This is a genomic window from Mesorhizobium sp. DxT (assembly GCF_058448885.1).
Genome location: NZ_JBZFLJ010000001.1, coordinates 358,495 through 384,360, shown reverse-complemented (window position 1 = coordinate 384,360; position 25,866 = coordinate 358,495). Strand labels below are relative to the sequence as shown.

Below are 25,866 nucleotides of genomic sequence, written 5' to 3'. Positions count from 1 at the left end.
GTGGCTCTCCGGGATTCGCAAGCGGATACCGGCAGAGGTAGACCTGGGTCGGCGCAGTGGCAATCCTACTCGGCTGCGGCCCTTGCGCCGAAAATGCCGTCGAGCGTCACCAGCACCTCGCGCACCTTTGCCGAGGAGCAGGAATAGAAGATCATCTGCCGCTCGCGACGGGTCTCCACGAGGCCCATGGCGCGAAGCTTTGCCAGATGTTGCGACAGCGCAGACTGGCTCAGATCCACTTTTTCCGCAATTTCACCAACTGACATTTCGCCGCTCAGGAGGTGGCACATGATCGCCAGCCTTTTTCCGTTGCCGATGGCAGACAGAAACTCGGCAACCATGTCGGCGTTGTCGACAAGCTGATCAGAAACCATCGTATCCCCGTTGCCGCATCTTTCGAAGACGTTGTGGGGGCAACAACATCGAACGAAAGGCAGGTTGTAAATCGGCCCAGTTATTACCTGCCTGCAACCTAACGTAGCGCAAACTTCCAAGATAACAAGCGTTTATGAGACAGTTTCATCATTGCGCACCGCTTGCTTCAAACTGGACCAATCGCCGATAGCGCCTGGCGAGCCTCGACAGCCATGGCGACAAGTGTCTTGTGCATATCCTGGGCGTCGACGAGAGGTTTTTGGAAAAAAATCCGCATCGTGCGGTCGCCAGAGGCAAGATCGAAGCCATCGGCGTCGATACCCGTCATGATCCAGTCGCCGGGCTCTCGCACCTTGCCGAAATAGATCGCGTAGCGGCCGATCGCGTCGCCATGGTCCTCGTTCATGTGTTTGACCGCGCCCGGCTCGGCTGCCGCGATCGCGTCGAGAGATGGGCCGAAGGTCATCAGGTCATCGACGGTCAGCGCATAAGCCTTGCCAAACCCGCCGTTGAGGCTGGCGCGCTGTGGAACGAGGCGGAAGAAGGCGAAGTCGCCCAGCCCAGCATAAAGCTTCGATTTCGGATTGTGCGAGAGGAAACGCCACTCAATACGTCCGTGTCGCGGGTCGTCTTTCGCGATCTTCTCCGCGTTGCAGGCAATGGTGATGCGCGGATGAGCGAGCGGGTCGCCCTTGCCGGGCTCGCCCAACATCAGCGAGCAGCGCGGATCGGCAACAATGCCGCCAGTGTGGGCGGAAAGAGCCGAGATCAGGATGATGGGGGCGCCGTCATGGTCGGTTGCAACCGCGACCCGGCTGGCCATCGGTGCCCCCGTTTCAGGATCGAGTACCGCAAGCGCGCCATAGCGCGAGGACCGCAATAGCGTGCGCGCGAGGCGAATCGCCTCATCGTCGGTTTCGCGCAGGACGTCCTTCTTCTTTTCTGACAACGGATCGCTTCCAATAAGTTGACTGTAAAAGTCGTATTATCGGCCGACGATACCCTCGCTGGCAAGATGCTCCGCTTCCGATTCATCGATGCCGAACGCCCGGAGCGTGGACGCGACATCGCGGACCGCCTGCGGCGAAACGGCTGCAGGGGTGCGCGAGAAACGAGGTGCCGGGGCAGGGCGCGTAAGGCCGTCGGTCTCGACATGCGTGCGGCGCGCCCTGTTGTGCGGATGGGTCGGCGCCTCTCCAAGCGACAGCACCGGCGCGACACAGGCGTCGGTCGGCTCGAACAGCGCTGCCCATTCATCGCGTGGACGCGCGGCAATCCGTGATGCGATCGCAGCCCGCATGTCCGGCCATAGGGACTGGTCGTATTGTGCGCGGGCAAAGCGCTCGTCCAGCGGCAGCAGGCGGCAGAACTCGGCGAAGAACTGCGGCTCCAGGCAGGCGACGGCGACATGGCGGCCGTCGGCACAGGTGTAGGTGTCGTAGAAGGGCGTACCCGAATCGAGGAGGTTCACGCCGCGCCGGTCCTGCCAGATGCCGGCCGCCATGAAAGCGAAGAAGGGCGCCGCCAGCATGGACGCGCCATCGATCATCGCGGCGTCGACCACCTGGCCCTTGCCCGAGCGCGACGCTTCGAGCAGGGCGGCGAGCACGCCCATGATTAGGAACATGGTGCCGCCGCCATAGTCCGCCGCCAGGTTGAGTGGCGGCACGGGCTTGCCGTCCTTCGGGCCAATCGTATGCAGCACGCCTGACAGCGCCAGATAGGTCAGGTCATGTCCGGCGCGCGCAGCGAGCGGGCCGTCCTGACCGAACCCCGTCATCCGCCCGTAGACTAGGCGCGGGTTTGCGGCGAGCAGCGGTTCGGGCCCCAGCCCCAGCCGCTCCATGACGCCGGGGCGAAAGCCTTCCAGGATCGCATGGGCGCCGGCTGCCAGCCGCATCATCAGCGCGGTGCCTTCGGGCCGCTTCAGGTCGATGCGGATGATCTCGCGGCCTTGCCTGTCGAGGTCGTATTGCGGTGGCAGGTTCAGGAAAGCCTGCTCCTTGGCCAGCCGCTCGACGCGCACAACGCCCGCGCCAAGCTCGGCCAGCATCAGGCCGGCGTGAGGCACAGGCCCCAGCCCCGCCATCTCGATGACGGTGAAGCCGGACAATGGGCCGGTCTTGCGGGTTGCCTCCTCCATCGCCGCCGGTTCCGCGCTTATTTCGGCGCCATGCGGATGGCGCCGTCGAGGCGGATCACCTCGCCGTTGAGCATCTGGTTTTCGACGATGTGGCTGGCAAGCGCGCCGTATTCCGCCGGGTCGCCGAGACGGGAAGGGAAGGGCACCTGCTGGCCGAGCGACTTCTGCGCATCCTCCGGCAGGCCGGCGAGCATCGGCGTACGGAAGATGCCGGGCGCAATCGTCATGACGCGGATGCCGGAGCGGGCAAGGTCGCGGGCAATCGGCAGCGTCATGCCGACAACGCCGCCCTTTGAGGACGAATAGGCTGCCTGGCCGATCTGGCCGTCATAGGCTGCGACCGACGCCGTGTTGACGATAACGCCGCGCTCCCCGCCTTCCAGCGGTTCGGCCTGCTCGACGCGAGCGGCGAAGAGCCGGATCATGTTGAACGTGCCGATGAGATTGACCTCGATAACCTTGCGGTAAAGGTCGAGCGGGTGGGCGCCGTCCTTGCTCGTTGTCTTCATGGCGATCGCGATGCCGGCGCAATTGACCAGAATCCGCGGCGTGCCAAGCTTGTCGGCGACCTCGGCGATGGCGGCTTCCGCGGTCTCGGCACTGGAGACGTCGCACTTGACCGCGATGCCGCCGAGTTCGGCCGCCACAGCCTCGGCGCGCTCGATGCCAATGTCCAACAGCGCGACCTTCGCACCCTTCGCGGCAAGCGCACGTGCCGTTGCCTCGCCGAGACCGGAGCCGCCGCCGGTGACGATCGCGACCTGACCTGATGGGTTCATGGAAATTCCTCCGCAAATATTGTTATGAAATAGAACAATTTGACATCATCTTAGCGGTGCCCTGCCGGGCGATGCAAGATGCGAGCATGGCCCTTTCACCGGTGTTCCGGAACGCGCAAGCGGTCGGTCGCGGCAGGCGTGCCGCCGCGACCGGGTATCGCTAGCTACTGCGCATCGCGACCAGTTCGAGCGGCATGCCGTGCTCATCGCTGATGCACCTGCCGGTCTCCACGAAGCCGATGTGGCGATAGAAGCCGATGGCGCTTGTGTTGAGGGCGAACACTTCCAGCGACAACTCACCCTTCAGCGACACTGCGTACTCGACAAGGTGCCGACCTGCGCCTGTTCCATGGCGAGCAGGATCGACGAACAATCCGCCGATGAAGGTGTCCAGAAGGCCGATGAAGCCGATGGGCTCGTCGGCAAGCGTGGCAACCCAGTTTTCAGCCTTGGGCAGGTAAGTTTCACCGACAAGCTTGGCCTGTTCGCGGAGCTGATCGGCGGTGAAGAAGGGATGCCCCTTCAAAGATGCGGCATGCCAGATGGCAAGCAGCCGCTGCCTGTCGTCCGGACCGTAGGCCCGGATACATAAAGGTTCGGTCATTTCAGATATTCCGTCAGTAAGGCGCCTGCGGCGCACAACATGTCATTCGGCCCATGGGCCGTTCACTCCCCGCGGGGAAAACCGGTGATGACGTCGCTGCGCATAAGGCTCCTTGTGCTGACGGTCGACCTGATAGCCGCCCGACCGACGGGATGCAATCCCGCTGGTCAGGCCGCGTCGGCGGCGATGAGACTGTCGGGGGGCGGGTTGGTATGGCCGCCGGACGTTTCAAGGTCGTTGAGGAACGTCGCCAGCCACCGCTGCGTGTCCTGATGAAGGATATGATCGAGAAGCGCCTTGTGGCGAGCCTTTCGCTCCTCCAGCGGCATCACAAGCGCCTGGTGGATCGCTTCGGCCATCGTGTCCGTGTCATAGGGATTGACGATCAGCGCTTCCGTCATGTCCTCGGCGGCACCCGCAAATTGCGAAAGAACCAGCACGCCGGGATCGTCGTCATCCTGCGCGGCGACGAATTCCTTGGCGACGAGGTTCATTCCATCGCGCAATGGCGTCACCAGGCCAACGTGGCTGGCGCGGAAGAGTGCTGCCAGCGTCTCACGCGGGACGGGGCGGTGAATGTAGCGCAGCGGCGTCCAGTTGAAATCCGAGAAGCGTCCGTTGATCGAGCCCGTCAGACCTTCCAGTTCGTCGCGTATGTCGGAATAGGCATTGACGTCCTCGCGGGTGGGCGGCGCCACCTGCAGGAAGGTCACCTGCTTTTCCAACTCGGGATGTTGCGCCAGCAGCTTGCCGAAAGCCTGGAAGCGGTCCGGCAGGCCCTTGGAGTAGTCGAGCCTGTCGACGCCGATGATCTGCTTGCGTCCGAGCTTTTCGCGGCGCGCGCTGTCGATGCGCACGTCGTCGGGCGCATTGCGAGCCATCTCCCGGAAGGTCTCGACGTCTATGCCGATCGGGTAGCGGTCGATGGCGATCGTGCGGCCCTTGTAGCGGATCGTGCGCTCGTCGAGCACTTCGCCCACCCCCCATTCCTCCAGGTAGTGGCGGAAGTTGATCGTGTCTGCTGTCGTCTGGAAGCCGAGCACGTCGTAGTCGAGCAGCGCCTCTACGAGATAGCGGTGGTTCGGGGAGGCGGCCAGCAGGTCCGGCGGCGGGAACGGGATGTGCAGGAAGAAGCCCATGCGCTGGCGGCAGCCGAGGCGGCGCAGGCAGTTGGCCATCGGAATGAAGTGATAATCATGAACCCAGATCAGGTCGTCGTCCTGCAGGTAGGGTGCGACCAGCCCGGCAAAGTTGGCATTGACCCGCTGGTAGGCCTCGAAATAGGGCGGTTTGAAATCGACGAGATCGAGCCGGTAGTGAAACAGCGGCCACAGGACGCTGTTCGCGTAGCCCACATAGTAGTTCATGTAGTCTTCGACCGTCATCGCGGCCGAGATCATGCGCACGTTGCCGACCTGCTCCACGGTGGCCTCGCGAGGCTGTGTCTGCAGTGTCTCGCCGTCCCAGCCGAACCAGACGCCGCCGCGCTGGCGCAGCGCATCGGCAAGGCCCACCGCGAGCCCGCCCGACTGGCTGGTCTTGCGCAGGTCGGCCACGCGATTTGAAAGAATCACCAGTCTGCTCATGTCACGTTCCCCATGGTCCTGGCCGGGCGGATACCGGGTCTGGTTCCGCGAGCCTGATTGCCTCCCTTCACTTCGTCCTCCTCAGTCGTCTTTGCCTGCGTGGCCCTCCCGGCCGCTTGCACCAGCCAGCGATGAAAAATGCCGATGCTCTCGAAGCTGTCGCGGGCGGCTGTCGGGCCACGCCCGATCCTTACCGATTGCCCGCCGAGTTCGTTGACGCGGCGAAAGCCGTCCTCGTCGGTAACGTCGTCGCCGAAGAACCACGGCGTGCGTCCCGCGAAGGGCGGCCGTTCCATGAAATGTGAAACCGCGTCGGCCTTGTTGCGGCCGCCCAGGCGAAGCTCGGCGACCATCTTGCCGTGCAGGATTTCCACGCCTGGCTCTGCCTGTGCGCAGCCATCGGCGAAGCTTCTTACGACCTCGGCAAGCTCGGGCGCCTGGCGGTAATGGATCGCTACGGAGCCTGCCTTCGTCTCGACCAGCAGGGCAGGATGGTTGGCCGCAAAGGCGCGCGCCGATGCGACGAGCCGATCCAGCGCTGCGCTATCAAAGCCGTGGCGCTGTACGCCAGTGTCGCCGTGGCGGACTTCGAGGCCGTGGACGCCCGCGACTGGCAGGCGCAGCGGTGTAAGGAAGCTGTCGAGTTCGGAAACGGGCCTGCCGGATACGACGGCCAGCGCGCCGTCAAGCGCATCGTGAAGCCGGTCGAGTGCGTCGCGGACTTCCGCGCGGAGGATCACCGCGTCAGGGCGATCGGCGATGTCGACGAGCGTGCCGTCGAAATCGAGGAACAGGGCGGTACTGTAAGGGTCGAGTTCGTCTTCTTCGGGCATCTTTCGCGGACTAGAAATTCCACCAAGCGCCGCAGCCGACCGGGGTCGGGCCCAGCTGGGCTTTGCTGGTGCGTTTATGTTCTTGCGCCGAGCCGTCCTCGACGATGGTGACGCACGAAGCGTCCTCGCCCTCGCGCAACAGCGTGCGCGAAACCGAATCCTGAATCTTGCGCGCAAGGCGCTTTGCCGCGCTGTCGCTGCCGGACGGCAGCGAAATCTTGAGATCGACCGTGCGTTGACGCGCCTTGAGCGCCGTCCTGCGGCGGAGGATATTCTTGTTTGACGGGCCTGTGCCGAGCATCGTTGCCTCCTGGCTTTGCCAAGGTGAACGTCTCGCGCCTTAGACGGTTCCCGTTATGTGCCTCAAACGGGCAAAACACGAGATCGCAATGCAGCATAACCTTGCTGCGTTGCAAAATCCACCCTCGTGAGGATTTTCTTCCTGTGGCTGTGGGTAACGCTCAGCGGCGCAGCACGGCACGCAGCACGTCGCGGATGCCGATTGCGCCGACGAAGCGAGAGCTTTCGTCGAAGAGAGCGACGGGTGCCGTCTGCGACTGGTGCATGGCCTGCATGACCGCCTTGAGCGGCGTGCCGGGCTTGGCCCAATAGACCTGGTGGGCGTCGTCGGGCAGCGCCTCGAACGGATCGCACGATGTCCAGATCGCCGGGCGGCCGTTTCGTTCGGCCCCGGTGACGAGACCGTTGGCATCGAGCTGGAAGCGTGTCGTCCTGCGGCGGTCGAGCCACACCCAACCCTCGCCGGCATCGGAAAGATCGCGGCGGTCGCGCATGACGTTCCATGCCGTCAGCACGGAAAGCGGGTTCACGTTGGAGATGAAGTCGCGGACGTAATCGTTGGCGGGCGAGAGCACGATCTCTTCCGGCGCGCCGGTCTGGACGATGTGGCCGCCCTCCATGATGGTGATGCGGTTCCCGATCTTCAGCGCTTCCTCGAGATCGTGGCTGACGAAGATGATGGTCTTGTGGAGGCGCTCCTGCAGTGCAAGCAACTCGTCCTGAAGCTTGGTCCGGATCAGCGGATCAAGCGCCGAGAAGGGTTCGTCCATCAGCAGGATCGGCGCTTCGGTGGCGAAAGCGCGCGCCAGCCCGACGCGCTGCTGCATGCCACCGGAAAGCTCGTGCGCATATTTGTCGGCCCATTGCGACAGGCCGACCAGCTCAAGCTGCGCGGCCACGCGCTCCTTGCGCTGCGCGGCGGGCACGCCTGACAACTCCAGCCCGAAGCCGACATTCTCGCGCACCGTACGCCAGGGTAACAGCGCGAATTGCTGGAACACCATGGCAACACATTCGCGACGGATCTTGCGCAGTTCGGCGGGTGGGCAGGAGACGACGTCGGCCGCCCAGTCGCCGTCATGCACGATCACCTCGCCGCGCGTGACCTTGTTCAAGCCGTTGACCGCGCGCAGCAGCGTAGACTTTCCGGAGCCGGAAAGTCCCATGAGAACGGAAATCTCGCCTTGCTCGACGGCGAGGCTCGCGCCTGCGCAGCCCAGCACCGCGCCGGTTGCGTCGAGGATTTCGGCGCGGGAGGCGCCCGCGTCGATCATCTTCAACGCGGCCTGCTGCTCCTTGCCGAAGACGATGTCGACATTCTTGAACTCGACGGCGACGCTCATTTGCCGGTGCCCTGTTCGATGCGCGTCATGCGGTCGAGAATGATCGCGATGATGACGATGGCGAGCCCTGCCTCGATACCCTGCGGAATATTCAGCGTGTTCAGCGCGCGCACCACCGGCGTGCCGAGGCCGGACGCGCCGATCAGCGCGGCGATCACGACCATGGAGAGCGAAAGCATGATGCACTGGGTGAGGCCCGCCATGATGGTCGGCAGGGCGGCCGGAAGCTCCACCTTCCACAAAAGCTGCCGCTTCGTCGCCCCGAATGCCTCGCCGGCCTCCAGCATCGGCGTCGGCACGGAGGTGATGCCTAGATAGGTGAGGCGGATCGGGGCGGGGCTGGCGAAGATGACAGTGACGATAAGGCCCGGCGCCATGCCGAGACCGAAGAGGATCAGCACCGGAATGAGATACACGAATGTCGGGAGGGTCTGCATCAGGTCGAGGATCGGCTGCAGGACGCGATAGACGCGTTCGTTATGCGCTGCCCAGATGCCGATCGGCACGCCGATCGCCATCGACGCGGAGGCCGCGGCGATGACGAGTACCAGCGTTTCCACGGTGGCTTCCCACAAGCCCTGATTGATGATGAAGAGCAGCCCGAGCGTCACGCCGAGCGCCAGCTTCCAGGATCGTTGCAGGAGATAGGCGAGGCCAGCCATGGCCAGCACGATCGCGACGGGCGGCACCGCCAGAAGCAGGTCGACAAAAAAGTCGAGGACAGTGGTTATGCCCCTCGCCAGAGAATCGAAGAACCAGGCGAAATTGGTGGTCAGGAAGTCGAAGAAATCCCGACCCCATTTACCGATCTCGATCTTGCGATCGCGGTCGGCGATCCAGTCGGAGATAGGATCCATCATGTCCCCCGGTCGATTGCCAAATGGCCGGGGCGGCCCACGTCCTCCGCGCGCCGCCCTCGATCTTTATCGTTGTCGATTACAGGCCGAGATCGGCCTTCACAGCGGCAAGTCCATCTTCGCCATCGAGCGTGGTGACGCCGGCGAGCCATGCGTCGAGGACCTGCGGATTGGCCTTGAGCCAGTCTTCGGCAGCGTCCTCGGCATCTTCGCCGTCATTGAGGATCGCGCCCATGATCTCGTTTTCCATCTGGAGCGAAAAGACCATGTTGGTCAAAAGCTTGCCGACGTTCGGGCATTCTTCGGTGAAGCCCTGTCGGACGTTGGTATGAACCGTCGCGCCGCCATAGTTGGGCCCGAATACGTCATCGCCGCCTTCGAGATAGGCCATCTCGATATTGGCGTTCATCGGATGCGGCTCCCAGCCGAGGAAGACGACGGGCTCCTTGGCGTTCACCGAGCGCTGCACCTGGCTCAGCATGCCGGCTTCCGAGCTTTCGACAACCTCGAAGCCGTCGAGACCGAACTGGCCGGCCTCGATCATGTCGATGATCAGGCGGTTGCCGTCATTGCCGGGCTCGATGCCGTAGATCTTGCCACCGAGCTCGTCCTTGAACTTGGCGATGTCGGCGAAGGATTTGAGGCCGGCATCGTAGGCGTATTTCGGTACGGCCAGCGTGTATTTCGCGCCTTCGAGGTTGGTGACGATGGTTTCGACCGAGCCGTCCTCGCGATAGGGCGCGATGTCGGCTTCCATGGTCGGCATCCAGTTGCCGAGGAAGACGTCGATGTCCTTGTTCTTGAGCGAGGCGTAGGTGACCGGTACCGACAGGACCTGCGTTTCGGCGTCATAGCCCAGCGCATCGAGAACAACCGACGCGGTTGCCGTGGTGGCGGTGATGTCGGTCCAGCCGACGTCGGAGAAGGTGACCGTCTCGCAGCTTTCCGGGTCGGCAGCAAAAGCGCTGCCCGTGCCAAGCGCGGCCGAAAAGGCCAGCGAAATCAGAATAGTCCTGCGATGCGACATGTTACGTCTCCCAATGTTGGATGGCCTGGCGGTTCGCCATGCTTTAGATGATTGTCATGAGCCAAACATCATTTGTTGCCGGTTTCAAGGTTAACGGCGCAACGGTGCGCGTCGCGGGGTTGCCTGAGCACCACAAGGCCGCGTTGTTTCCGGGGTATGCGCAAAAATGGTGGAAGGTGCAAAGCCCTACCTCCCAACCGCTGCTGCGTTGAGGTTAATAGGGCGATGGCAAAGCTCTATTTCCACTACGCAACGATGAATGCCGGTAAGACGACCATGCTGCTGCAGGCTTCGTACAACTACCGCGAACGCGGCATGACGACGATGCTGTTCGTGGTCGGCCACTACCGCCGCGACGACGCTGCCGGCTACATTTCCTCGCGCATCGGCCTCGAAGCGGACGCGGAGATGTTCCGCGACGGCGACGACCTCTACGAGCGCATTCGCGAGCATCACGATCACACGACGACACACTGCGTGTTCGTCGACGAGGCGCAGTTCCTGGAAGAGGAACAGGCGTGGCAGCTTGCGCGGGTGGCGGACCGGCTGGGCATTCCGGTCATGTGCTACGGGCTGCGGACCGATTTCCAGGGCAAGCTGTTTTCCGGCTCGCGGGCGCTGCTGGCCATTGCTGACGAGCTGCGCGAGGTGCGCACGATCTGCCGTTGCGGGCGCAAGGCGACGATGGTGGTGCGGCTCGGCGCCGACGGCAAGGTTGCCAAGCAGGGTGCCCAGGTGGCGATCGGCAAGGACGTCTACGTCTCGCTGTGCCGCCGGCACTGGGAGGAGGAGATGGGCCGCCTGCCGCCGGAGGACCTGATCGGTTTTGCCGGGAGCTGACACGGGCCAAACGTCTCCGGGTGCGTCAAATAGTTGCGAGCTATTGAGCGGGACCGGCGGGAATGGCTATAAGCGCCGATGAATACTTCCCTTTCGCCCTTTGCGACCGGTTCCGACAAGCGGCTATGGACCAAGCTTCTTGCGAAATATCGCACGCCTCACCGTGGTCGCAGCACTTTCGAACTGGCTATCACCGTCATCCCGTTCTGCGCGTTGTGGGCGCTGAGCTGGGTCGCCGTCCTCTACCAGTTCTGGCCGGGCCTGCTTCTCACCGTGCCGGCGGCGGGCTTCCTGCTGCGGCTTTTCATGATCCAGCACGATTGCGGGCACGGTTCGTTCTTCGGCCACCGCAGGGGCGACGACTGGACGGGCCGGGCCATCGGCGTGCTCACGCTGACACCTTATGACTACTGGCGCCGCGCCCATGCGGGGCATCATGCGACGGCCGGCAATCTGGACGAGCGCGGGGTGGGCGACATCACGACGCTGACCGTGGGAGAGTATTCCGCTCTTTCTTTCTGGCCCAGGCTCGGGTACCGGCTTTACCGGCATCCGCTCGTGATGTTCGGCCTCGGGCCGATCTGGCTGTTCGGGCTGAAGCAGCGGCTGCCCTTCGGGATGATGCGGGGCGGCAAGGAGCCGTGGTTGTCCACCATGGCGACGAACCTTGCGATAGCCGCGCTCGCGGCCGGCCTCATCGCGCTCGTCGGGCTGTGGCCATTCCTTCTCGTCCATCTCCCGATCGTTATCCTGGCCGGAAGCGCGGGAATATGGCTGTTCTACGTGCAGCACCAGTTCGAGGAAACGCACTGGTCGAACGGCTCCGACTGGGATTTCAGGGAGGCGGCGCTCCACGGCTCGTCCTATTATGATCTTCCGGGAGTCCTGAGCTGGCTTACCGGCAATATCGGCATCCATCACGTGCATCATCTGTCGAGCAAGGTTCCCTGCTACCGGCTTCCCGAGGTGCTGCGCGATTTTCCGGAGCTAAGGGAGATCGGGCGCATCACAATCGCCGACAGCCTCGCCTGCGTGAAGCTGGCCCTGTGGGACGACGACCGGCGCAGGATGGTCTCCTTCGGCGAGGTACGTGTTCGGGCCTAGAATCCGGATCCGGATACTCTGCGCGGCCGCCTTTGCTTCCTCCGGCTTTGCGTCTTTCAATCGCAATGGCGCCCACATATATTCCGCGAAGTCATTTTTACAAAGTTATCGGTTAGCTGGAGCGGAGCGCATGGCGACATTGCAGAATTTCGACGCCGAGATTGCCAAGACGAAACGGGTGGTCGAGGACATGCGCTCGAAGATCGAGCAGTCCGGTGTCGTGCTGGAGAAGTTTGCGCAGACCGACCAGAAGATCGGCGCCAGCGACTTCGACATCGAGAACGCCCGCATCCAGGACGTGCTCAACCAGCAGAAGGTGATGGAAGGCAACATCGCCGACCTCATCATCGGACTGGAGGACGCCACCAACGTCTTCGGTGCCGAGTTCGAGAGCATGAAGAGCTATACCGGCTGGGAGAGCTTCATCGGCATCTTCTCCAGCCAGCGCAAGCAGCGGATGCGTACGGAGCGCGTGCGCAACATGTCGCTGGCGGGCAACCTGCAGGAACTGCTGGCGAAGTCCGACACGATCGTCGGCATCCTGACCGAGCAGAAAAACATCCTCGACCAGCGCTATGCGACCTCGGAGAAGAGCCTCGGTGAGGTGATCGAGCGCCGCAAGGCGACGATCGACAACCTGACGGCAACCCAGAAGCGCATCGAGGAGCTGAACCCGGCCCTGCTCGACATCGAGAACCGCATCGCTTCTTCGACCAGCCAGACCGAGCGCACCGAGCTCGAGGCCGAGCGCTCGAAGCTGGCGACCGAATACAACCAGGCCCAGGCCAAAGAGCAGGAACTGCTGGCCGAGAGCCAGACGCTCGAGCGCTACACCTCGATGTTCCAGACCTTCGTGGATTCGCTCAACAACCAGATCGCGGCGCAGAACACGCTCATCAACAAGCTGACCATCGACACCGAGCAGCGCATCGTTCTCTACAAGGCGCTGGAGGATTCGCTGAAGACCGCGGCGCAGCAGGAAGTGGCGCACCGCATCAACACGCTGGGCAGCCAGGTCGACAACACTGCCGAGGAGACGATGGCGGGCATCGGCGCCGCCGCACAGCGTCACATCGGCGACCTCTTGGAGTTGCACGAGAAGAACATGGTGACGACCGCCGACATCCAGCGCCGCAAGAAGCTCGCCGACGATGCGTTTGCCCGGCGCTTCGACGAGGTGCTTAAGAAGCACAACTCGGCCGACTACGTGAAGCAGTGACGCTTACCGTCCGTCCTGGTATGTCCGTCTCCCTTGGTGTTGTTTCACACATCTGCCATCTCCGCGTGAGCGGGGGGAGGTGCGATGCAGCCCGCAAACACATCGGCGCCACGTTATGAACGGTTCCACCACCGACGCCGCAGTGCGCTATTTCGACACCATTTCCGCGGCACTCGGCGGGCTGGACGTGTTCCTGCGTGACGAGCGCTCGCCGCTATACCGGCACGACCTCGTCGCCAAGGTGATGGCCGAATATCTTGTGCGGCTGGAAAATTCCTTCGCCTGCTGGAAGAACCGGCTCGGCTTCATGGATTCGTTCCGCATCTCGCGCGCCGAAAGCGGCTATCCCGTTTTCCAGAACGTGCTGGAACTTGAGAACGACCGGCGCAGTGCCGAGAAGCGGCTGGCGGGCATTCCGGAACCCGAGGTGTTGCGCGCCGAGATGGCCGATTTCATCCTGCGGCAACGTGCGATGCCGCACGCGTTGCGCAAGTCGATGGCCGAGCGGCTTTATCTGGAGGAGGTTTCCGAGGGGCTGATCTTTGCGCCCTTCGTCCTGCCGCGTACGGTGAAGGTGTCTGTGAACCCCAAGACGCGACGGCCGATCTATGTCGTTCATTGGGGCGCGTTCGACGGCACAGCCAACCTGCCACTGGTCTACATGGCGACAGTGGAGGATTCCTCCGACAACGTTGTCCGCGAACTGGTTTCCCGGGACGGCAAGCTCGACGAGAACGTCAAGATTCCGCTGCCGGTCGACGGGCTTCTCAACCCGGAGCTGGCACATCGCTTCGACGACTTCGCCGAGAAAAACTCGGCCTATTCGCTGTCGCCCGCCACCATTGCCGGCAATCTCGACAAGGATTTCGACGCGCTGCATCCCAAGCAGCTGCGCCGCGTCGTGCTGGGGCCGTTCTATTCCGCCGGCATCACCGAGCACAATTCGGTGGTTGCGGAAGTTCTGTCGAAGGTGCGCCGCGAGCAGCATGCGTGGCTTTTGACCTGGACGGTGCAGGAGGTGTTCTCCAAGTCCGAGCAGCCGGCACGCAAGGGGCTGTTTTCCAGCCAGCCGGCGCGCGAGGAATTCCACATCAACACCGACGATCTGGAAGCGACGCGGCAGGGCGTTTCGAGCTACGAGCGCCACGCGCTGATCCCGCACGAGGCCTATCAGGCGCTCTACGCCGCCGGGGAGGCGCAGAAGATCTTCGGCGGCTATCAGGTGCACATCATCTCCAACGGGCAGGTGATCAGCGATGTTTAGGGGAGCCTGATTATGGACACCGGCCTGACCGCCATATCCGAAGCCGACATCGAGAAGCATCGCGCCCTGGCGCAGAGCTTCATCACGCGCATTGTGGTGCTGGAGGATTCGTCGGGACGCTCGCAGACGGAGCTGGCAGGCACCGGGCGACGTTTCGTGTCGACGGTTTCGACCGGCTCGGTGAGGCGCACCCGCGAGGTGGAGCTGGCAAAGACTGTGCAGGCGGTGCGGCCCGACGACCAGCTCATGTCGATCCCGCAGCACACGCTGCTCTATCGCGCACGCCGCGGATTGGCGATCGCGATGGCGGTGGCCGACATGTTCGCCAAATCGACCGCGCTGGAGGACCTGCAGGCGAAGAACGCGCGCTCGCCGCTCGAGGGCGAGGACGTGTCGCACTACAAGCGGCTGCTTTCGGCGGCGGCTTACGTCGCGGCCTTCACCTTTGCCTCCTATCTCCTGCAGACCGTCGAGAGCGACGCCGAGGCGCCCAGCGACGTCGGCGAGCCGGACTATGCGTTCGACACGCAGCAGGACGCACTGAAGGCACTGATCGCAGGGCTGGATGGCACGCTTGCCGGCGCCAAGGACGATCACGACCTGCCGGCGCGCACGCGCGCCTATGCGACTGTTGCGATAGAGGGGCTGCTGTCGCGGCGGGGCCGCTTCGATGCGCTCGGCGCGTTCGACGACACGCATATCCGCATCGAGAAGGACGACTTCACTATCGACGGTTTCGACGTCGCGCCCGGCCGCAAGTCCAAGGCGCTCGTGATGACCTTCAAGAAGCCGGACGAAGTGGTCGGCAACCACGTCGCCAAGTACCAGTCGGTCAAGCTCGCCAAGATGCTGATGGCCTACGATCTCGACCGGCAGCTCAACCCGTTCGTGGAACTGGGCGGCTTCATCTTCACCTTCATCGGCGACGGCGCGCCGGGCACCGGCAAGACGACGCTGATCCAGATGATCGCCGGCCTCGTCAACGACTACGCCCAGGTGGCGGGCGTGCCCTTCCACTACGAGAATTTCGGCGTCGACCAGATTTCGTCCTACCAGGGCAAGTCGGGGCAGAACTGCCGCCAGTTCGTCAATAACGTGCTCAATCCGCGCGCCATCGCGTTCGGAACCATCGACGACATCGACCAGGTGGCGGCCAAGCGCTCGGACGATCGCGCTTCCGCCGGCCAGCACGAGATCACGGGCGTACTGATGGACGCCTTCGCCGGCGCCGGTACGGTGGTGCGCGGCAACTGCTCCTTCGGCATGTTCTCGAACTATCCGGAGAACGTCGACGATGCGCTGCGCCAGCGCGCCAGCGCGCGCTGGCTGGTCGACGGGCCGCAGACCCGCGACGACTATATCGACATCTTTGCGCTCCTGGCCGGCAAGAACCACCAGATCCCGCTGGGCGACCACACGCTTTATGCAGCGCAGGAGATCAAGCGCGCCGTGCAGACGGCCTATGACGCGCATTCCAAGCCGCAGGAGGCCGGGCTGCAAAAGGTCTACGACCGCTTCATGGACGAGCGAGGCGAGCCGAAGACGCTGGCCGACGTTGGCGATTATCTCCACCGGATCAAGGAGGCGGAGCCGCGCTTCACCGGCCGAGCAATCAAAAACGTCACCGATGCGATCAAGATGCGCGCCATGGACATCGAACTGCCTGACGAATGGTTCGAGAAGCCCGAGACCTTCATGGGCAAGGGCTACGACGAGAAGAAGGCCATGGTGGAGGACCTGCGGCGTCCGTTCACGATGGACATGGTGATGCAGGAGATCAACCGCTACGCCGATTCCGAATTCCGCTACGCCGACAAGTCAGACGACGCGGCGGTGGAGACGCTTCTGCGCGACGCGCGCCTGCGCGAGCGGGCGGCGCGGGAGATGGCCGAATTGCAGAAGAAGGGCCTTTGGGATGCGTGAGTGGTTCCTGATCTCCGTGAACGGGGAGAAGGGATAGTGGACCTTCTGCGCGACAACGAGCTGATCTACGGCAGGCTGCTTGCCATCGAGGAGCCGCATCTGATCGAGCGCTACAACAAGGCGCTGAAGGCGTTCGGGCTGAAGCCGACGCAGCGCGAGCGGATCGAGATCGATCGTACCGGCTTCTCGCCGCAAGTGGCCGAAGACCTCGGCGACATCCACTATCTCGATCCGAACCAGATCAACCGGCGCTTCATCATCCTGACCCCGCAGCAGGCCGACCTGCCGGTGGTGCACACGGCATTCTCCAACACCTCGCAGCTTCTCTACGAGTTCCTGACCGCCAATGCCCGCGTCATCAACGCGCTGACGATCAAGGACGTGATCTATGGGGAGATCGAGGATTCGGTCGCCAAGGTCGAGGACATCGAGGATCTGCTGTCGATCAACCAGGTCGAGTTTCGCGTGCTGTCGGCGGAGGACGTGACCGGCAAGGCCACCGAACTTGCGACGCTCGTCGACAGGTTGAAACAGGAGCCGGAGGCGTGGCGCGACACGACGATGCTGGAGCATATGGTCGATCTCGCCAAGGTGACGGGCGACATCCGCCAGAACGCACTGGTGCCGGACCAGGTGATTTTCCGCCACAACGCCTACTGGACCAGCCATTTCGGCGGGCTCTATGTTTTTGTCGATCCGGGAATGACGACTGTCATCAGCGACCCCGCGGCGCCGGGCTTCCGGCGCTCGCGTCCTTGGCAGGTAAGCTATCTTTCGCTGCACGACGCCGAGCGCATCTTCGAATTCCTCGTTTCCACGGGACGGATCGAGCTGCCACGGGCCTCTTGGATCGACGAATCCAACTATCTCGAGCATCGCGCCGAGATGATCGTGCGTACGCTGATTCATCAGTCAGACCCCAAGCGGGAATTGTCGAGCGTCGACCGCGTTTGGCTGCAGAGCTGGATCCACGGACATGCGGACCTGATCAACCGGGAGGGTACTTTCCCCTTCCTCAACGCGGCAAAGCGTGAGCTTGCTCAGCTTGGTCAGATGAAGATGGCCGACGTGCGGCCCGAACGCCGTTTCCTGGTCGTGAGGGCAAAGCCCGACCATCCCGACGCCTGGCTCACGAGCCGGTTGATTTCGGATTTCGTGCCGTTCGACTTCGTGTCGCGCTACGTGTTCAACAAGCAGGGCTTCTATCGAGACTACGAAGGTTTCGACGAGGTCTGGCGGCGCCATGTTGTCGAGACGCTGAAAGATACGTATCTGAAAGACAAGGCGGGTTTCCGCGCGCGGCTTTACGGGCTCCACGACTGAGGGGGAACCATGTTCGATCCGATCGTCAATTTCTTCACTCGCGTCTTTCAAGCGATCGGCCGTGGCGTCGGCCTGGTGATCGCGTGGATCTGCTGGCCCTTTGTCGCCGCCAGCCGCTGGTATGCGCGGCGCGGCTGGCTCATCAAAGGCCCCATCGGCATCGGTCTTCTCGTGCTGATCGGCCTCTATGGCTATTTCTTCTGGAATACGCAGCGCTGGACGGGCTTCGATCCCGACTATGTCCAGGCCTATAACCTTGCCAGCCGCAACCTGTCGGCGGGCGAGCAGGTTTCGGCCGCCGATGGGGGCGACACCACGCGCACCTGCGGCCGCTCGGCGATCGCCGACGTGACGGCCGACCTCGTCGAGTTCAACGTCAACGAGAATGCCTGGATCTCGTCGATGATCCTCTACAAGCTGGGCCTGTTCGGCATGGACTGGGACCATACGCCATGGCTCGACAACAAGGCGTCGTTCCAGCGCGGGGTGAATCAGGCGATCCGCCGCACCTCGATCGAGTTGGTCGACACGCTCGGCCGCATCCGCGGTACGTCGCAGATCGATCAGAATCTGCAGGATGCCCGCGGCAACCTGCAGTTCGACGAATACACCTGGTATTTCGGCCTCAATCCGTTTGGCCCGAAAACGCCGACGCCCAGCTTCTACCGTTCGGCGATCCGCGATCTGAATACGTTCAACGACAGGCTCGAGGCCTGCAACGCCGTGTTCGATGCGCGCGCCGACAACCTGATCCAGTTCATCGACCGCATCGCCAACGACATCGGGTCGACCTCGGCGATCCTGCGCGAGCGTTCCGAAGCCTATAATTACGGCTGGTTCGATACGCGGGCGGACGACCGGTTCTGGTTCGCCTACGGGCAGCTCTATGGCTATTACGGCATCCTGCATGCAGCCGGTGCCGATTTCGAGGACGTCATTCGCCAGCGTGCCATCGGCCCCCTGTGGCAACAGACGGAACAGCAGCTCCGCGCCGCGCTGAACATCCGGCCGTTCATCATCTCCAACGGCAACGAGGCGGGCTGGATCATGCCGACGCACCTGGCGACCATGGGCTTCTACGTACTGCGGGTACGGTCCAATCTCGTCGAGGTACGGCAGGTGCTGGATCGCTAGCGGATTGAGGCGATAGGAGAATGGGGCAGTATGGCAGTAGGTGAAACAGTGGAAGGAGTTCGTTCGGGCCACGGTCACGCTGCGCGTCCCTCGATAATCCCTACCGCCGCATTACCCTAATCCCCATACTGCCCTATCCAGACCCTGTCGCATTTCGCGCATTGCGCGGCTGTTTTGAGACGGCGCGAATTGACCCGCTCGGGCTTCTATGCGCCCAACAGCGGCGTGTGTGCCGCGTCGCAAACGAGCCGTCCCAGGGGGAGATCGCATGGCCGAGTTCAAGTCCGACATCGAGATCGCACGCGCAGCCAAGAAGAAGCCGATCATGGACGTGGGCGCGGGGCTGGGCATTCCAGCCGAGCATCTGCTGCCTTACGGCCACGACAAGGCAAAGGTCTCCGCCGAATACATCAAGCAGGTTCAGGGCAACAAGGACGGCAAGCTGATCCTCGTCACGGCGATCAATCCGACGCCGGCGGGTGAGGGCAAGACCACCACCACCGTGGGCCTGGGCGACGGGCTGAACCGCATCGGCAAGAAGGCGATGGTCTGCATCCGCGAGGCGTCGCTCGGACCAAATTTCGGCATGAAGGGGGGTGCTGCCGGCGGTGGATATGCCCAGGTGGTGCCGATGGAGGACATGAACCTCCACTTCACAGGCGACTTCCATGCAATCACCACCGCGCACAATCTACTCTCGGCTCTGATCGACAACCACATCTATTGGGGCAACGAGCAGGGCATCGACGTGCGACGTGTCGCCTGGCGGCGTGTCATGGACATGAACGACCGCGCCCTTCGGCAGATCATCTGCTCGCTCGGCGGGGTCGCCAACGGTTTTCCGCGCGAGGCCGGTTTCGACATCACGGTTGCCTCTGAGGTCATGGCGATCCTGTGCCTGGCTACGGACCTGGCGGACCTCCAGAAGCGCATCGGCGACATCATCGTTGCCTATCGTCGCGACAAGAGCCCGGTCTTCGCACGCGACCTGAAGGCCGACGGCGCCATGGCCGTGCTGCTGAAGGATGCCGTGCAGCCCAATCTGGTGCAGACGCTCGAGAACAATCCTGCCTTCGTGCATGGCGGCCCGTTCGCCAATATCGCGCATGGCTGCAACTCGGTGGTCGCCACTACGACGGCGCTGAAGATCGCCGACTATGTGGTCACAGAGGCCGGCTTCGGCGCCGACCTTGGCGCCGAAAAGTTCTTCGACATCAAGTGCCGCAAGGCCGGCCTCAAGCCGGCGGCTGCCGTGATCGTGGCGACGGTGCGCGCGCTTAAGATGAACGGCGGGATCAAGAAGGACGATCTCGGTGCCGAAAATGTCGATGCCGTGAAGAAGGGTTGCGCCAATCTCGGCCGCCACATCGAGAACGTCAAACAGTTCGGCGTCCCGGCCATCGTGGCGATCAACCATTTCGTGTCCGACACGGATGCCGAAATCGAGGCGGTGAAGGCCTATGTGGCCGCGCAGGGCGCCGAGGCGGTTCTGTGCAAGCACTGGGCGCAGGGGGCGGCAGGCATCGAGGAACTGGCGCACAAGGTGGTTGAGCTCGCCGAATCCGGCAAGTCCCAGTTTGCCCCGCTCTATCCGGACGAGATGAAGCTGTTCGACAAGATCGACACCATCGTGAAGCGCATCTACCGCGGCTCGGAGGCCATCGCCGACAAGTCGGTGCGCGACCAACTCCATCAGTGGGAGGCGCAAGGCTACGGCAACCTGCCGGTCTGCATGGCGAAGACGCAATATTCGTTCTCCACCGATCCCAACCTGCGCGGCGCACCGACGGATCATGTCGTACCGGTGCGCGAGGTGCGGCTTTCCGCTGGCGCGGGCTTCGTCGTGGCGATCTGCGGTGAGATCATGACCATGCCCGGCCTGCCGAAGTCGCCCTCGTCGGAGCGTATCTTCCTCAACGACAAAGGGCAGATCGAAGGGCTGTTCTGAGGCGCCCGGCGCGCGGAAGCGCAGCCGCATCGACCTGAGCCGCCTTGCCGCAGCCCCGGCGCGGCGGCTTGCCATGGGGCTGCCGAGCCGCCATATCTGGCTTCCATCCGGAGAGGCGGGCCCATGGTATCGAAGTGGAAATGGCTGTTCAGCCTGCTGACAAGGCGCCTGTGGTTTCGCGCTTCGGTGATCTCGCTGCTGGCCATCTTCGCCGCCCTCGTCTCGCTGCTGATCTCGCCTTTCATTCCAACCGGGCTTGCCGACAAGCTCGGCGCAAACTCGGTCGACCGCATCCTCGAGATCATTGCCTCGAGTATGCTGGCCGTGACTACATTCTCGTTGTCGACCATGGTTGCCGCATATTCGGCCGCCACCAGCAATGTCACGCCGCGCGCGACCAAGCTGCTAATCGAGGATAAGACAACTCAGAACGTGCTGGCGGCATTCGTCGGCTCGTTCCTCTACAGCCTCGTCGCGATCATCACCCTGTCGATGGGCGCTTATGGCGAGCGCGGCCGGGTAGTTCTGTTCTTCATGACGCTGGCGGTCGTGATGCTGATCGTCATCACGCTGCTGCGCTGGATCGACTACCTGCTGCGGCTCGGTCGTGTGGGCGAGACCACGGATGTGGTGGAAGAGGCGACGGCAAAGGCCATGCGCGCGCGGCGCAGTACGCCCTATCTCGGCGGCAGGCGACTGGAGCCCGGCCGCGACGTCGTCGATGACGGCGCGCATCCCGTCTATAGCGATCGCATCGGCTATATCCAGCATGTGGATACGGCGGCCATATCGAGAGCTGCCAAAGCAGCCGGCGGGCGGGTGTATCTTGCAAGCCTGCCGGGCACGTTCATCGACCCCGGCCGGCCAATCGCATGGTGCAGCGGCTTCGATACGGCCACCGATTTCGACGCGATCCTCGATGCTGTGACCATCGCCGACGAGCGCAGCTTCGACCAGGATCCGCGCTTCGGCCTTTGCGTTCTGGCGGAGATTGCGTCGCGTGCACTGTCGCCGGGCATCAACGATCCGGGTACGGCGATCGACGTAATCGGTCGAGCGGTGCGTGTGCTGGCGATATGGGCGGGAGAAGACGATGAGATCGAGCCGCTGTTTCCGGAGGTCTGGGTGCCGGATCTCGACATAGCCGAACTGTTCGACGACATCTTCGTGCCAATCGCGCGGGATGGCGCCGGTGTGGTGGAGGTGCAGGTCCGGTTGCAGAAGGCGCTCGCAGCACTTGCGCGCACGGGCGACCAGCGTTTTGTCGAGAATGCGCGGCGCCAGTCCGAGCAGGCGCTGGAGCGCGCGGCCCTGGCCATGGATTTCCCGAACGATATCGGCCGCGCCAGGGCGGCGGCTGCGATGGTGGGTGCATGAACAGACTTTTCCAACTTGTGCGCGGCATGCGCGAAATGCGTTTCGCGACCGTACCGGTGCTTCTGGTCGCGGTGGTGACAAGCGGCGTCTACGTATTCCTCGCGATCGCCGACGAGGTGAGCGAAAACGAGATCGCGCGGATCGACAGTGCGCTGCTGCTGATGTTTCGCGACCCAACAGACAGTGCGAGGCCGCTCGGGCCCGGCTGGCTGGTGGAGACGATCACCGAGATTACGGCGCTGGGCGGCTATCCGGTACTGGTTGTTCTGGTGGCGTCGGTGCTGGGGTTCCTGATGGTCGTCGGCCGCTATGGGCCGGCGCTGTTCGTCTTTCTGTCGATCGTTTCGGGAACCGCGCTGAGCCAGCTTCTCAAGATGCTCTACGACCGGCCGCGGCCCGATATCGTCGATCATCTCGTGCAGACGCATACGGCGAGCTTCCCGAGCGGCCATGCGACGATGAGCGCGCTGGTCTATCTCACGCTTGCCACGCTGATCGTCCGTCTCGTCGACAGTCTTGCGGCGCGCATCTACGTCATCTGTGTGGCCGTGCTCCTGACCATCATGGTGGGCTTCAGCCGCGTCTATCTCGGCGTCCACTGGCCGAGCGACGTTGCCGCCGGCTGGGCGCTGGGCGCGGCCTGGGCGAGCTTGACCTGGCTGGTGGTCAGCGGTCTGCGGGCGTTCAACCGATCTCGCGAAGCGGCCTGAACTCCTCCATATCGTCGAACACGCAGAAGGCGGGCACGTCGAGCTCGATGCCTTCAGGCAAGACGTCGAGCAGCGTCTTCATCTCGGCAAGTGCCGGCAGATAGATCGCTTCGGCCTCCAGCGGCAGCCAGTCGAGCTGATAGGCGAGCGTGATGTGGAAGGTGTAGTCGTCGTGGTCCGGGTGGCGATAGCCGAGGCGCTCCGCAAGCGCGTCGCGCGCCTCGCGCATGACCTTTTCGTCGGCATCGGTCAGGCCTGAGACGACGACACCGAGCGGCGTGACCATGTCCGCCTTGATGCGAAATGGTGCCTTGACCGAGAAGCCGTCGAGGCGCTCGTCGATCCATCTTGTCGTTTCGGGAATTGCGGCATCGGCAGGCAGCGCCGCCGGCCAGTATTCGCGCCCGCGGCGGCCTTCGATCACCCCCTGGAAAAGCGTCTTGTGCAGGCTCGATACCGGCGTGAATGTGAAGTGGTCGGCATGGGGCAGGGCACGCAGGCGCTCGCGAACCTCTACCAGTGCTTTCTGGCTCTGCGAACCGTCGACGACGTGCGAGACGAAGGTGTTGCCCGGCTCGTAGAGAAAGTTGCCGGCGCTGTCGTAACGGGTGCCTAGGTGGCGCGGTGGCGTGTCTTTCCCGGTCGAGATGAAGTTGGGGCCGAATTCGTCGTTCGTCGCGTATGCCAAGGCACGTTCCTTTCCTGCGGCGCGGACCGTCCGCGTAAGCGACACGCGTGACATGAGGGTGACAGCGGGTTGTGCGAGGGCGCGGAAATCAGGTTGCGCAGGCGGGCGTTCGCCGCTAAGGATTTCGCCATGACGGTTCGTTCGATCAAGACCCTGTGGTGGTGGGCCTGCTGACAAGCGGCCGGGCGAACGCGTGCGCGTGAAATGTGATGGCCGCAACGGATTTCCGGGCGGCCATTTTGTTTTCAGTCGTCCCGGGTCCGCCAGGCGGAAACGGATGGAGACAGGGAATGACAGTCGAACTGCTTGAAGACGGCGCCGAACGGTTCATCACCGCCGGAGGCGTGACGGTGACGCGGCAACGCCACGACACACCTTATGAGGGGGCGATCGAAACCTATATCGACGCGCTCGATTCGCGGCGCGGCTGCGTATTCTCCTCGAATTACGAGTATCCGGGCCGCTATACGCGCTGGGATACGGCGATGATCGACCCGCCGGTCGTCATCAGCGCCAAAGGCCGTGCGATGCGCATCGAAGCGCTGAACGCGCGCGGCGAGGTGCTGCTGCCGGCAATTCGCCGCGCGGTGGAGACGCTCTCCGCCGTGACGATGGGCGAGGTCTCGTCGCGTCTCATGACTTTGCAGGTGACCGAGCCCGGCCGTGTCTTTGCCGAGGAGGAGCGAAGCAAGGCACCGACGGTGTTCACCGTTCTGCGGGCGCTGGTCGATCTCTTCCGCTCGCCGGAGGATGGCAATCTCGGTCTCTACGGCGCCTTTGGCTACGACATCGCCTTTCAGTTCGACCATGTCGAACAGAAGCTCGAACGTCCCGGCGACCAGCGCGACGTCGTGCTTTACCTGCCCGACGAGATTCTTGTGGTCGATCACCACCAGGCGAAAGCCTGGCACGACCGCTATGACTATTCCGGCGTGGGGTTTTCGACCGCAGGTCTGCCACGCGACAACGAACAGGAGCCTTTCCGGCCGAGCAGCCGCATCCCGCCGCGCGGCGACCATGAGCCTGGCGAATATGCGAAGCTGGTGGAAACGGCCAAGGAGAGCTTCCGGCGCGGCGACCTCTTCGAGGTGGTGCCGGGGCAGATGTTCTTCGAGCGCTGCGATTCCAGGCCTTCGGAGATCACGCGACGACTGAAGAAGATCAATCCGTCGCCCTATTCGTTCTTCATCAATCTCGGTGGCGGCGAATACCTGATTGGCGCCTCGCCGGAAATGTTCGTGCGGGTCAACGGCCGGCGCGTGGAGACCTGCCCAATTTCCGGCACGATCCGCCGCGGCGACGATGCGATCTCGGACTCCGAGCAGATCCTCAAGCTGCTGAACTCGAAGAAGGACGAGAGCGAACTGACCATGTGTTCCGATGTCGACCGCAACGACAAGAGCCGGGTTTGCGAACCGGGTTCCGTGCGTGTCATCGGGCGGCGGCAGATCGAGATGTATTCGCGCCTGATCCACACGGTCGACCACATCGAAGGTCGACTGCGAGAGGGCATGGACGCGTTCGACGCATTCCTGTCGCATGCTTGGGCAGTGACGGTGACCGGCGCGCCGAAACTGTGGGCGATGCGCTTCATCGAAAACCATGAGAAGAGCCCGCGCGCCTGGTATGGCGGCGCCATCGGCATGGTGCATTTCAACGGCGACATGAACACCGGTCTGACGCTGCGCACCATCCGGATCAAGGACGGGATCGCCGAGGTCCGTGCCGGCGCGACGCTGCTTTACGATTCTGACCCTGCCGAGGAAGAAGCAGAGACGGAGTTGAAGGCTTCCGCGATGCTGACGGCGATCCGCGAGGCGTCGGCCGGCAATGCGGCAGCGAGCGAGCGCGAGGGCGCGAAGGTGGGCGAGGGCGTCTCGATCCTGCTGGTCGACCATGAGGACTCGTTCGTGCACACGCTGGCGAACTATTTCCGCCAGACCGGCGCGAGTGTCTCCACCGTGCGCTCCCCGGTGCCGGAAGAGGTGTTCGACCGGGTCAATCCCGACCTCGTCGTGCTTTCCCCCGGCCCCGGCAGCCCGAAGGATTTCGATACCAAGGCCACTATCGAGAAGGCGCGCAAGCGCGACCTGCCGATCTTCGGCGTCTGCCTCGGCCTGCAGGCGCTGGCGGAGGCCTATGGGGGCGAACTGCGCCAGCTTCATGTGCCCATGCACGGCAAGCCGTCGCGCATCCGGGTTTCGAGGCCCGGCGTCATCTTTTCCGGCCTGCCCAAGGAAGTGACTGTCGGTCGCTATCACTCGATATTCGCCGACCCGGTGCGGTTGCCGGATGCGTTCATCGTCACGGCGGAGACCGATGATGGCGTGGTGATGGCGTTCGAGCACAAGCACGAGCCGGTGGCTGCCGTGCAGTTTCACCCCGAATCGATCATGACGCTCGGCCAGAATGCCGGCATGCGGATGATCGAGAACGTTGTCGCGCATCTGCCGCGCAAGGCGAAGGTCAAGGCGGCGTGAGGAACGACG

The 25,866-nt window shown here is 63.3% G+C and carries 24 protein-coding genes; 12 read left to right on the top strand and 12 right to left on the bottom strand.

The features are described from left to right. Positions 1-65 precede the first annotated feature (65 nt). The 11 genes from ACVJNE_RS01815 to ACVJNE_RS01765 all read right to left on the bottom strand — a co-directional run bounded on the left by ACVJNE_RS01815 (position 66) and on the right by ACVJNE_RS01765 (position 9,847). Complete coding sequence (locus tag ACVJNE_RS01815) at positions 66-374, bottom strand: ArsR/SmtB family transcription factor (RefSeq protein WP_173192840.1); 309 nt, start codon at positions 372-374, stop codon at positions 66-68. A 167-nt stretch (positions 375-541) separates the two neighbouring features. Beyond that, positions 542-1,324: a HugZ family pyridoxamine 5'-phosphate oxidase gene (locus ACVJNE_RS01810; RefSeq protein WP_499562447.1), complete on the bottom strand. Its 783-nt coding sequence runs from the start codon at positions 1,322-1,324 to the stop codon at positions 542-544. Positions 1,325-1,360: 36 nt separating this feature from the next. After that, positions 1,361-2,518 carry a CaiB/BaiF CoA transferase family protein gene (locus tag ACVJNE_RS01805; RefSeq protein ID WP_499562444.1) on the bottom strand — a complete coding sequence of 386 codons (1,158 nt, stop codon included), beginning with the start codon at positions 2,516-2,518 and terminating at the stop codon, positions 1,361-1,363. Between the two features lie 17 nt (positions 2,519-2,535). Next, on the bottom strand, positions 2,536-3,297 hold the full coding sequence (locus tag ACVJNE_RS01800; RefSeq protein WP_499562442.1) for a 3-hydroxyacyl-CoA dehydrogenase: 762 nt from the start codon (positions 3,295-3,297) through the stop codon (positions 2,536-2,538). 160 nt (positions 3,298-3,457) lie between these two features. Next, the gene (locus ACVJNE_RS01795; protein WP_499562440.1) at positions 3,458-3,901 is read right to left on the bottom strand and encodes a GNAT family N-acetyltransferase; all 444 of its coding nucleotides are present in this window, start codon (positions 3,899-3,901) and stop codon (positions 3,458-3,460) included. A gap of 167 nt (positions 3,902-4,068) precedes the next feature. Next, the gene (gene otsA / locus ACVJNE_RS01790) at positions 4,069-5,487 is read right to left on the bottom strand and encodes an alpha,alpha-trehalose-phosphate synthase (UDP-forming) (RefSeq protein ID WP_499562439.1); all 1,419 of its coding nucleotides are present in this window, start codon (positions 5,485-5,487) and stop codon (positions 4,069-4,071) included. Further along, positions 5,484-6,320, bottom strand: a complete 837-nt coding sequence (gene otsB, locus ACVJNE_RS01785) for a trehalose-phosphatase (protein ID WP_499562437.1) — start codon at positions 6,318-6,320, stop codon at positions 5,484-5,486. Before otsB ends, otsA begins: the two co-directional genes overlap by 4 nt. Positions 6,321-6,330: 10 nt before the next feature. After that, positions 6,331-6,621, bottom strand: coding sequence for a hypothetical protein (locus ACVJNE_RS01780; protein ID WP_499562435.1), 291 nt, complete (start codon positions 6,619-6,621; stop codon positions 6,331-6,333). 160 nt (positions 6,622-6,781) lie between these two features. After that, positions 6,782-7,963, bottom strand: coding sequence for a choline ABC transporter ATP-binding protein (choV, locus tag ACVJNE_RS01775; RefSeq protein WP_499562433.1), 1,182 nt, complete (start codon positions 7,961-7,963; stop codon positions 6,782-6,784). Next, positions 7,960-8,820: a choline ABC transporter permease subunit gene (gene choW / locus ACVJNE_RS01770; RefSeq protein WP_421929377.1), complete on the bottom strand. Its 861-nt coding sequence runs from the start codon at positions 8,818-8,820 to the stop codon at positions 7,960-7,962. Before choW ends, choV begins: the two co-directional genes overlap by 4 nt. A 79-nt stretch (positions 8,821-8,899) precedes the next feature. Continuing rightward, positions 8,900-9,847: a choline ABC transporter substrate-binding protein gene (locus tag ACVJNE_RS01765; RefSeq protein ID WP_499562431.1), complete on the bottom strand. Its 948-nt coding sequence runs from the start codon at positions 9,845-9,847 to the stop codon at positions 8,900-8,902. A 56-nt stretch (positions 9,848-9,903) separates the two neighbouring features. Between ACVJNE_RS01765 and ACVJNE_RS01760 the strand changes: the two genes are divergently transcribed. From ACVJNE_RS01760 to ACVJNE_RS01710, 11 genes are all read left to right on the top strand, one after another. After that, complete coding sequence (locus tag ACVJNE_RS01760; protein ID WP_499562429.1) at positions 9,904-10,059, top strand: hypothetical protein; 156 nt, start codon at positions 9,904-9,906, stop codon at positions 10,057-10,059. Between the two features lie 13 nt (positions 10,060-10,072). Next, on the top strand, positions 10,073-10,687 hold the full coding sequence (locus ACVJNE_RS01755) for a thymidine kinase (protein WP_499562427.1): 615 nt from the start codon (positions 10,073-10,075) through the stop codon (positions 10,685-10,687). Between the two features lie 78 nt (positions 10,688-10,765). After that, positions 10,766-11,791 (top strand): fatty acid desaturase, encoded by a 1,026-nt coding sequence (locus ACVJNE_RS01750; RefSeq protein WP_499562425.1) that lies wholly within the window; start codon positions 10,766-10,768, stop codon positions 11,789-11,791. Between the two features lie 130 nt (positions 11,792-11,921). Further along, complete coding sequence (locus tag ACVJNE_RS01745; protein ID WP_499562423.1) at positions 11,922-13,010, top strand: hypothetical protein; 1,089 nt, start codon at positions 11,922-11,924, stop codon at positions 13,008-13,010. 115 nt (positions 13,011-13,125) lie between these two features. Continuing rightward, entirely contained in the window at positions 13,126-14,274 is a 1,149-nt protein-coding gene (locus ACVJNE_RS01740; RefSeq protein ID WP_499562421.1) for a hypothetical protein, read from the top strand. A gap of 12 nt (positions 14,275-14,286) precedes the next feature. Next, the gene (locus ACVJNE_RS01735; RefSeq protein WP_499562419.1) at positions 14,287-16,197 is read left to right on the top strand and encodes an AAA family ATPase; all 1,911 of its coding nucleotides are present in this window, start codon (positions 14,287-14,289) and stop codon (positions 16,195-16,197) included. 36 nt (positions 16,198-16,233) lie between these two features. After that, a complete protein-coding gene (locus tag ACVJNE_RS01730; RefSeq protein WP_499562417.1) occupies positions 16,234-17,520 on the top strand; it encodes a DUF6638 family protein in 1,287 nt (428 codons plus the stop codon). Positions 17,521-17,529: 9 nt separating this feature from the next. Beyond that, entirely contained in the window at positions 17,530-18,654 is a 1,125-nt protein-coding gene (locus tag ACVJNE_RS01725; RefSeq protein ID WP_499562415.1) for a DUF2333 family protein, read from the top strand. Positions 18,655-18,922: 268 nt separating this feature from the next. Further along, on the top strand, positions 18,923-20,602 hold the full coding sequence (locus ACVJNE_RS01720) for a formate--tetrahydrofolate ligase (protein WP_499562414.1): 1,680 nt from the start codon (positions 18,923-18,925) through the stop codon (positions 20,600-20,602). A gap of 123 nt (positions 20,603-20,725) precedes the next feature. Beyond that, a complete protein-coding gene (locus ACVJNE_RS01715; protein ID WP_499562412.1) occupies positions 20,726-21,979 on the top strand; it encodes a DUF2254 domain-containing protein in 1,254 nt (417 codons plus the stop codon). Further along, positions 21,976-22,689 carry a phosphatase PAP2 family protein gene (locus ACVJNE_RS01710; RefSeq protein WP_499562410.1) on the top strand — a complete coding sequence of 238 codons (714 nt, stop codon included), beginning with the start codon at positions 21,976-21,978 and terminating at the stop codon, positions 22,687-22,689. Before ACVJNE_RS01715 ends, ACVJNE_RS01710 begins: the two co-directional genes overlap by 4 nt. Here the strand turns inward: ACVJNE_RS01710 and ACVJNE_RS01705 are convergent. Next, complete coding sequence (locus tag ACVJNE_RS01705) at positions 22,664-23,377, bottom strand: DUF1868 domain-containing protein (protein ID WP_499562409.1); 714 nt, start codon at positions 23,375-23,377, stop codon at positions 22,664-22,666. The genes ACVJNE_RS01710 and ACVJNE_RS01705 overlap by 26 nt on opposite strands. A 290-nt stretch (positions 23,378-23,667) precedes the next feature. On the opposite strand from ACVJNE_RS01705, the gene ACVJNE_RS01700 reads away from it, so the two are divergent. Then, on the top strand, positions 23,668-25,857 hold the full coding sequence (locus ACVJNE_RS01700) for an anthranilate synthase (protein ID WP_499562407.1): 2,190 nt from the start codon (positions 23,668-23,670) through the stop codon (positions 25,855-25,857). The last annotated feature ends 9 nt before the right edge of the window (positions 25,858-25,866 follow it).

Excerpts from the sequence above, each read along its gene's own strand:
- ACVJNE_RS01715 (WP_499562412.1), top strand. The coding sequence starts at position 20,726 with ATGGTATCGAAGTGGAAATGGCTGTTCAGCCTGCTGACAAGGCGCCTG.
- choW (WP_421929377.1), bottom strand. The coding sequence starts at position 8,820 with ATGGATCCTATCTCCGACTGGATCGCCGACCGCGATCGCAAGATCGAG.
- ACVJNE_RS01795 (WP_499562440.1), bottom strand. The coding sequence starts at position 3,901 with ATGACCGAACCTTTATGTATCCGGGCCTACGGTCCGGACGACAGGCAG.
- ACVJNE_RS01720 (WP_499562414.1), top strand. The coding sequence starts at position 18,923 with ATGGCCGAGTTCAAGTCCGACATCGAGATCGCACGCGCAGCCAAGAAG.
- ACVJNE_RS01750 (WP_499562425.1), top strand. The coding sequence starts at position 10,766 with ATGAATACTTCCCTTTCGCCCTTTGCGACCGGTTCCGACAAGCGGCTA.
- otsB (WP_499562437.1), bottom strand. The coding sequence starts at position 6,320 with ATGCCCGAAGAAGACGAACTCGACCCTTACAGTACCGCCCTGTTCCTC.
- ACVJNE_RS01740 (WP_499562421.1), top strand. The coding sequence starts at position 13,126 with ATGAACGGTTCCACCACCGACGCCGCAGTGCGCTATTTCGACACCATT.
- ACVJNE_RS01745 (WP_499562423.1), top strand. The coding sequence starts at position 11,922 with ATGGCGACATTGCAGAATTTCGACGCCGAGATTGCCAAGACGAAACGG.
- otsA (WP_499562439.1), bottom strand. The coding sequence starts at position 5,487 with ATGAGCAGACTGGTGATTCTTTCAAATCGCGTGGCCGACCTGCGCAAG.
- choV (WP_499562433.1), bottom strand. The coding sequence starts at position 7,963 with ATGAGCGTCGCCGTCGAGTTCAAGAATGTCGACATCGTCTTCGGCAAG.
- ACVJNE_RS01800 (WP_499562442.1), bottom strand. The coding sequence starts at position 3,297 with ATGAACCCATCAGGTCAGGTCGCGATCGTCACCGGCGGCGGCTCCGGT.
- ACVJNE_RS01710 (WP_499562410.1), top strand. The coding sequence starts at position 21,976 with ATGAACAGACTTTTCCAACTTGTGCGCGGCATGCGCGAAATGCGTTTC.
- ACVJNE_RS01805 (WP_499562444.1), bottom strand. The coding sequence starts at position 2,518 with ATGGAGGAGGCAACCCGCAAGACCGGCCCATTGTCCGGCTTCACCGTC.
- ACVJNE_RS01735 (WP_499562419.1), top strand. The coding sequence starts at position 14,287 with ATGGACACCGGCCTGACCGCCATATCCGAAGCCGACATCGAGAAGCAT.
- ACVJNE_RS01815 (WP_173192840.1), bottom strand. The coding sequence starts at position 374 with ATGGTTTCTGATCAGCTTGTCGACAACGCCGACATGGTTGCCGAGTTT.
- ACVJNE_RS01755 (WP_499562427.1), top strand. The coding sequence starts at position 10,073 with ATGGCAAAGCTCTATTTCCACTACGCAACGATGAATGCCGGTAAGACG.
- ACVJNE_RS01760 (WP_499562429.1), top strand. The coding sequence starts at position 9,904 with ATGAGCCAAACATCATTTGTTGCCGGTTTCAAGGTTAACGGCGCAACG.
- ACVJNE_RS01725 (WP_499562415.1), top strand. The coding sequence starts at position 17,530 with ATGTTCGATCCGATCGTCAATTTCTTCACTCGCGTCTTTCAAGCGATC.
- ACVJNE_RS01700 (WP_499562407.1), top strand. The coding sequence starts at position 23,668 with ATGACAGTCGAACTGCTTGAAGACGGCGCCGAACGGTTCATCACCGCC.
- ACVJNE_RS01780 (WP_499562435.1), bottom strand. The coding sequence starts at position 6,621 with ATGCTCGGCACAGGCCCGTCAAACAAGAATATCCTCCGCCGCAGGACG.
- ACVJNE_RS01765 (WP_499562431.1), bottom strand. The coding sequence starts at position 9,847 with ATGTCGCATCGCAGGACTATTCTGATTTCGCTGGCCTTTTCGGCCGCG.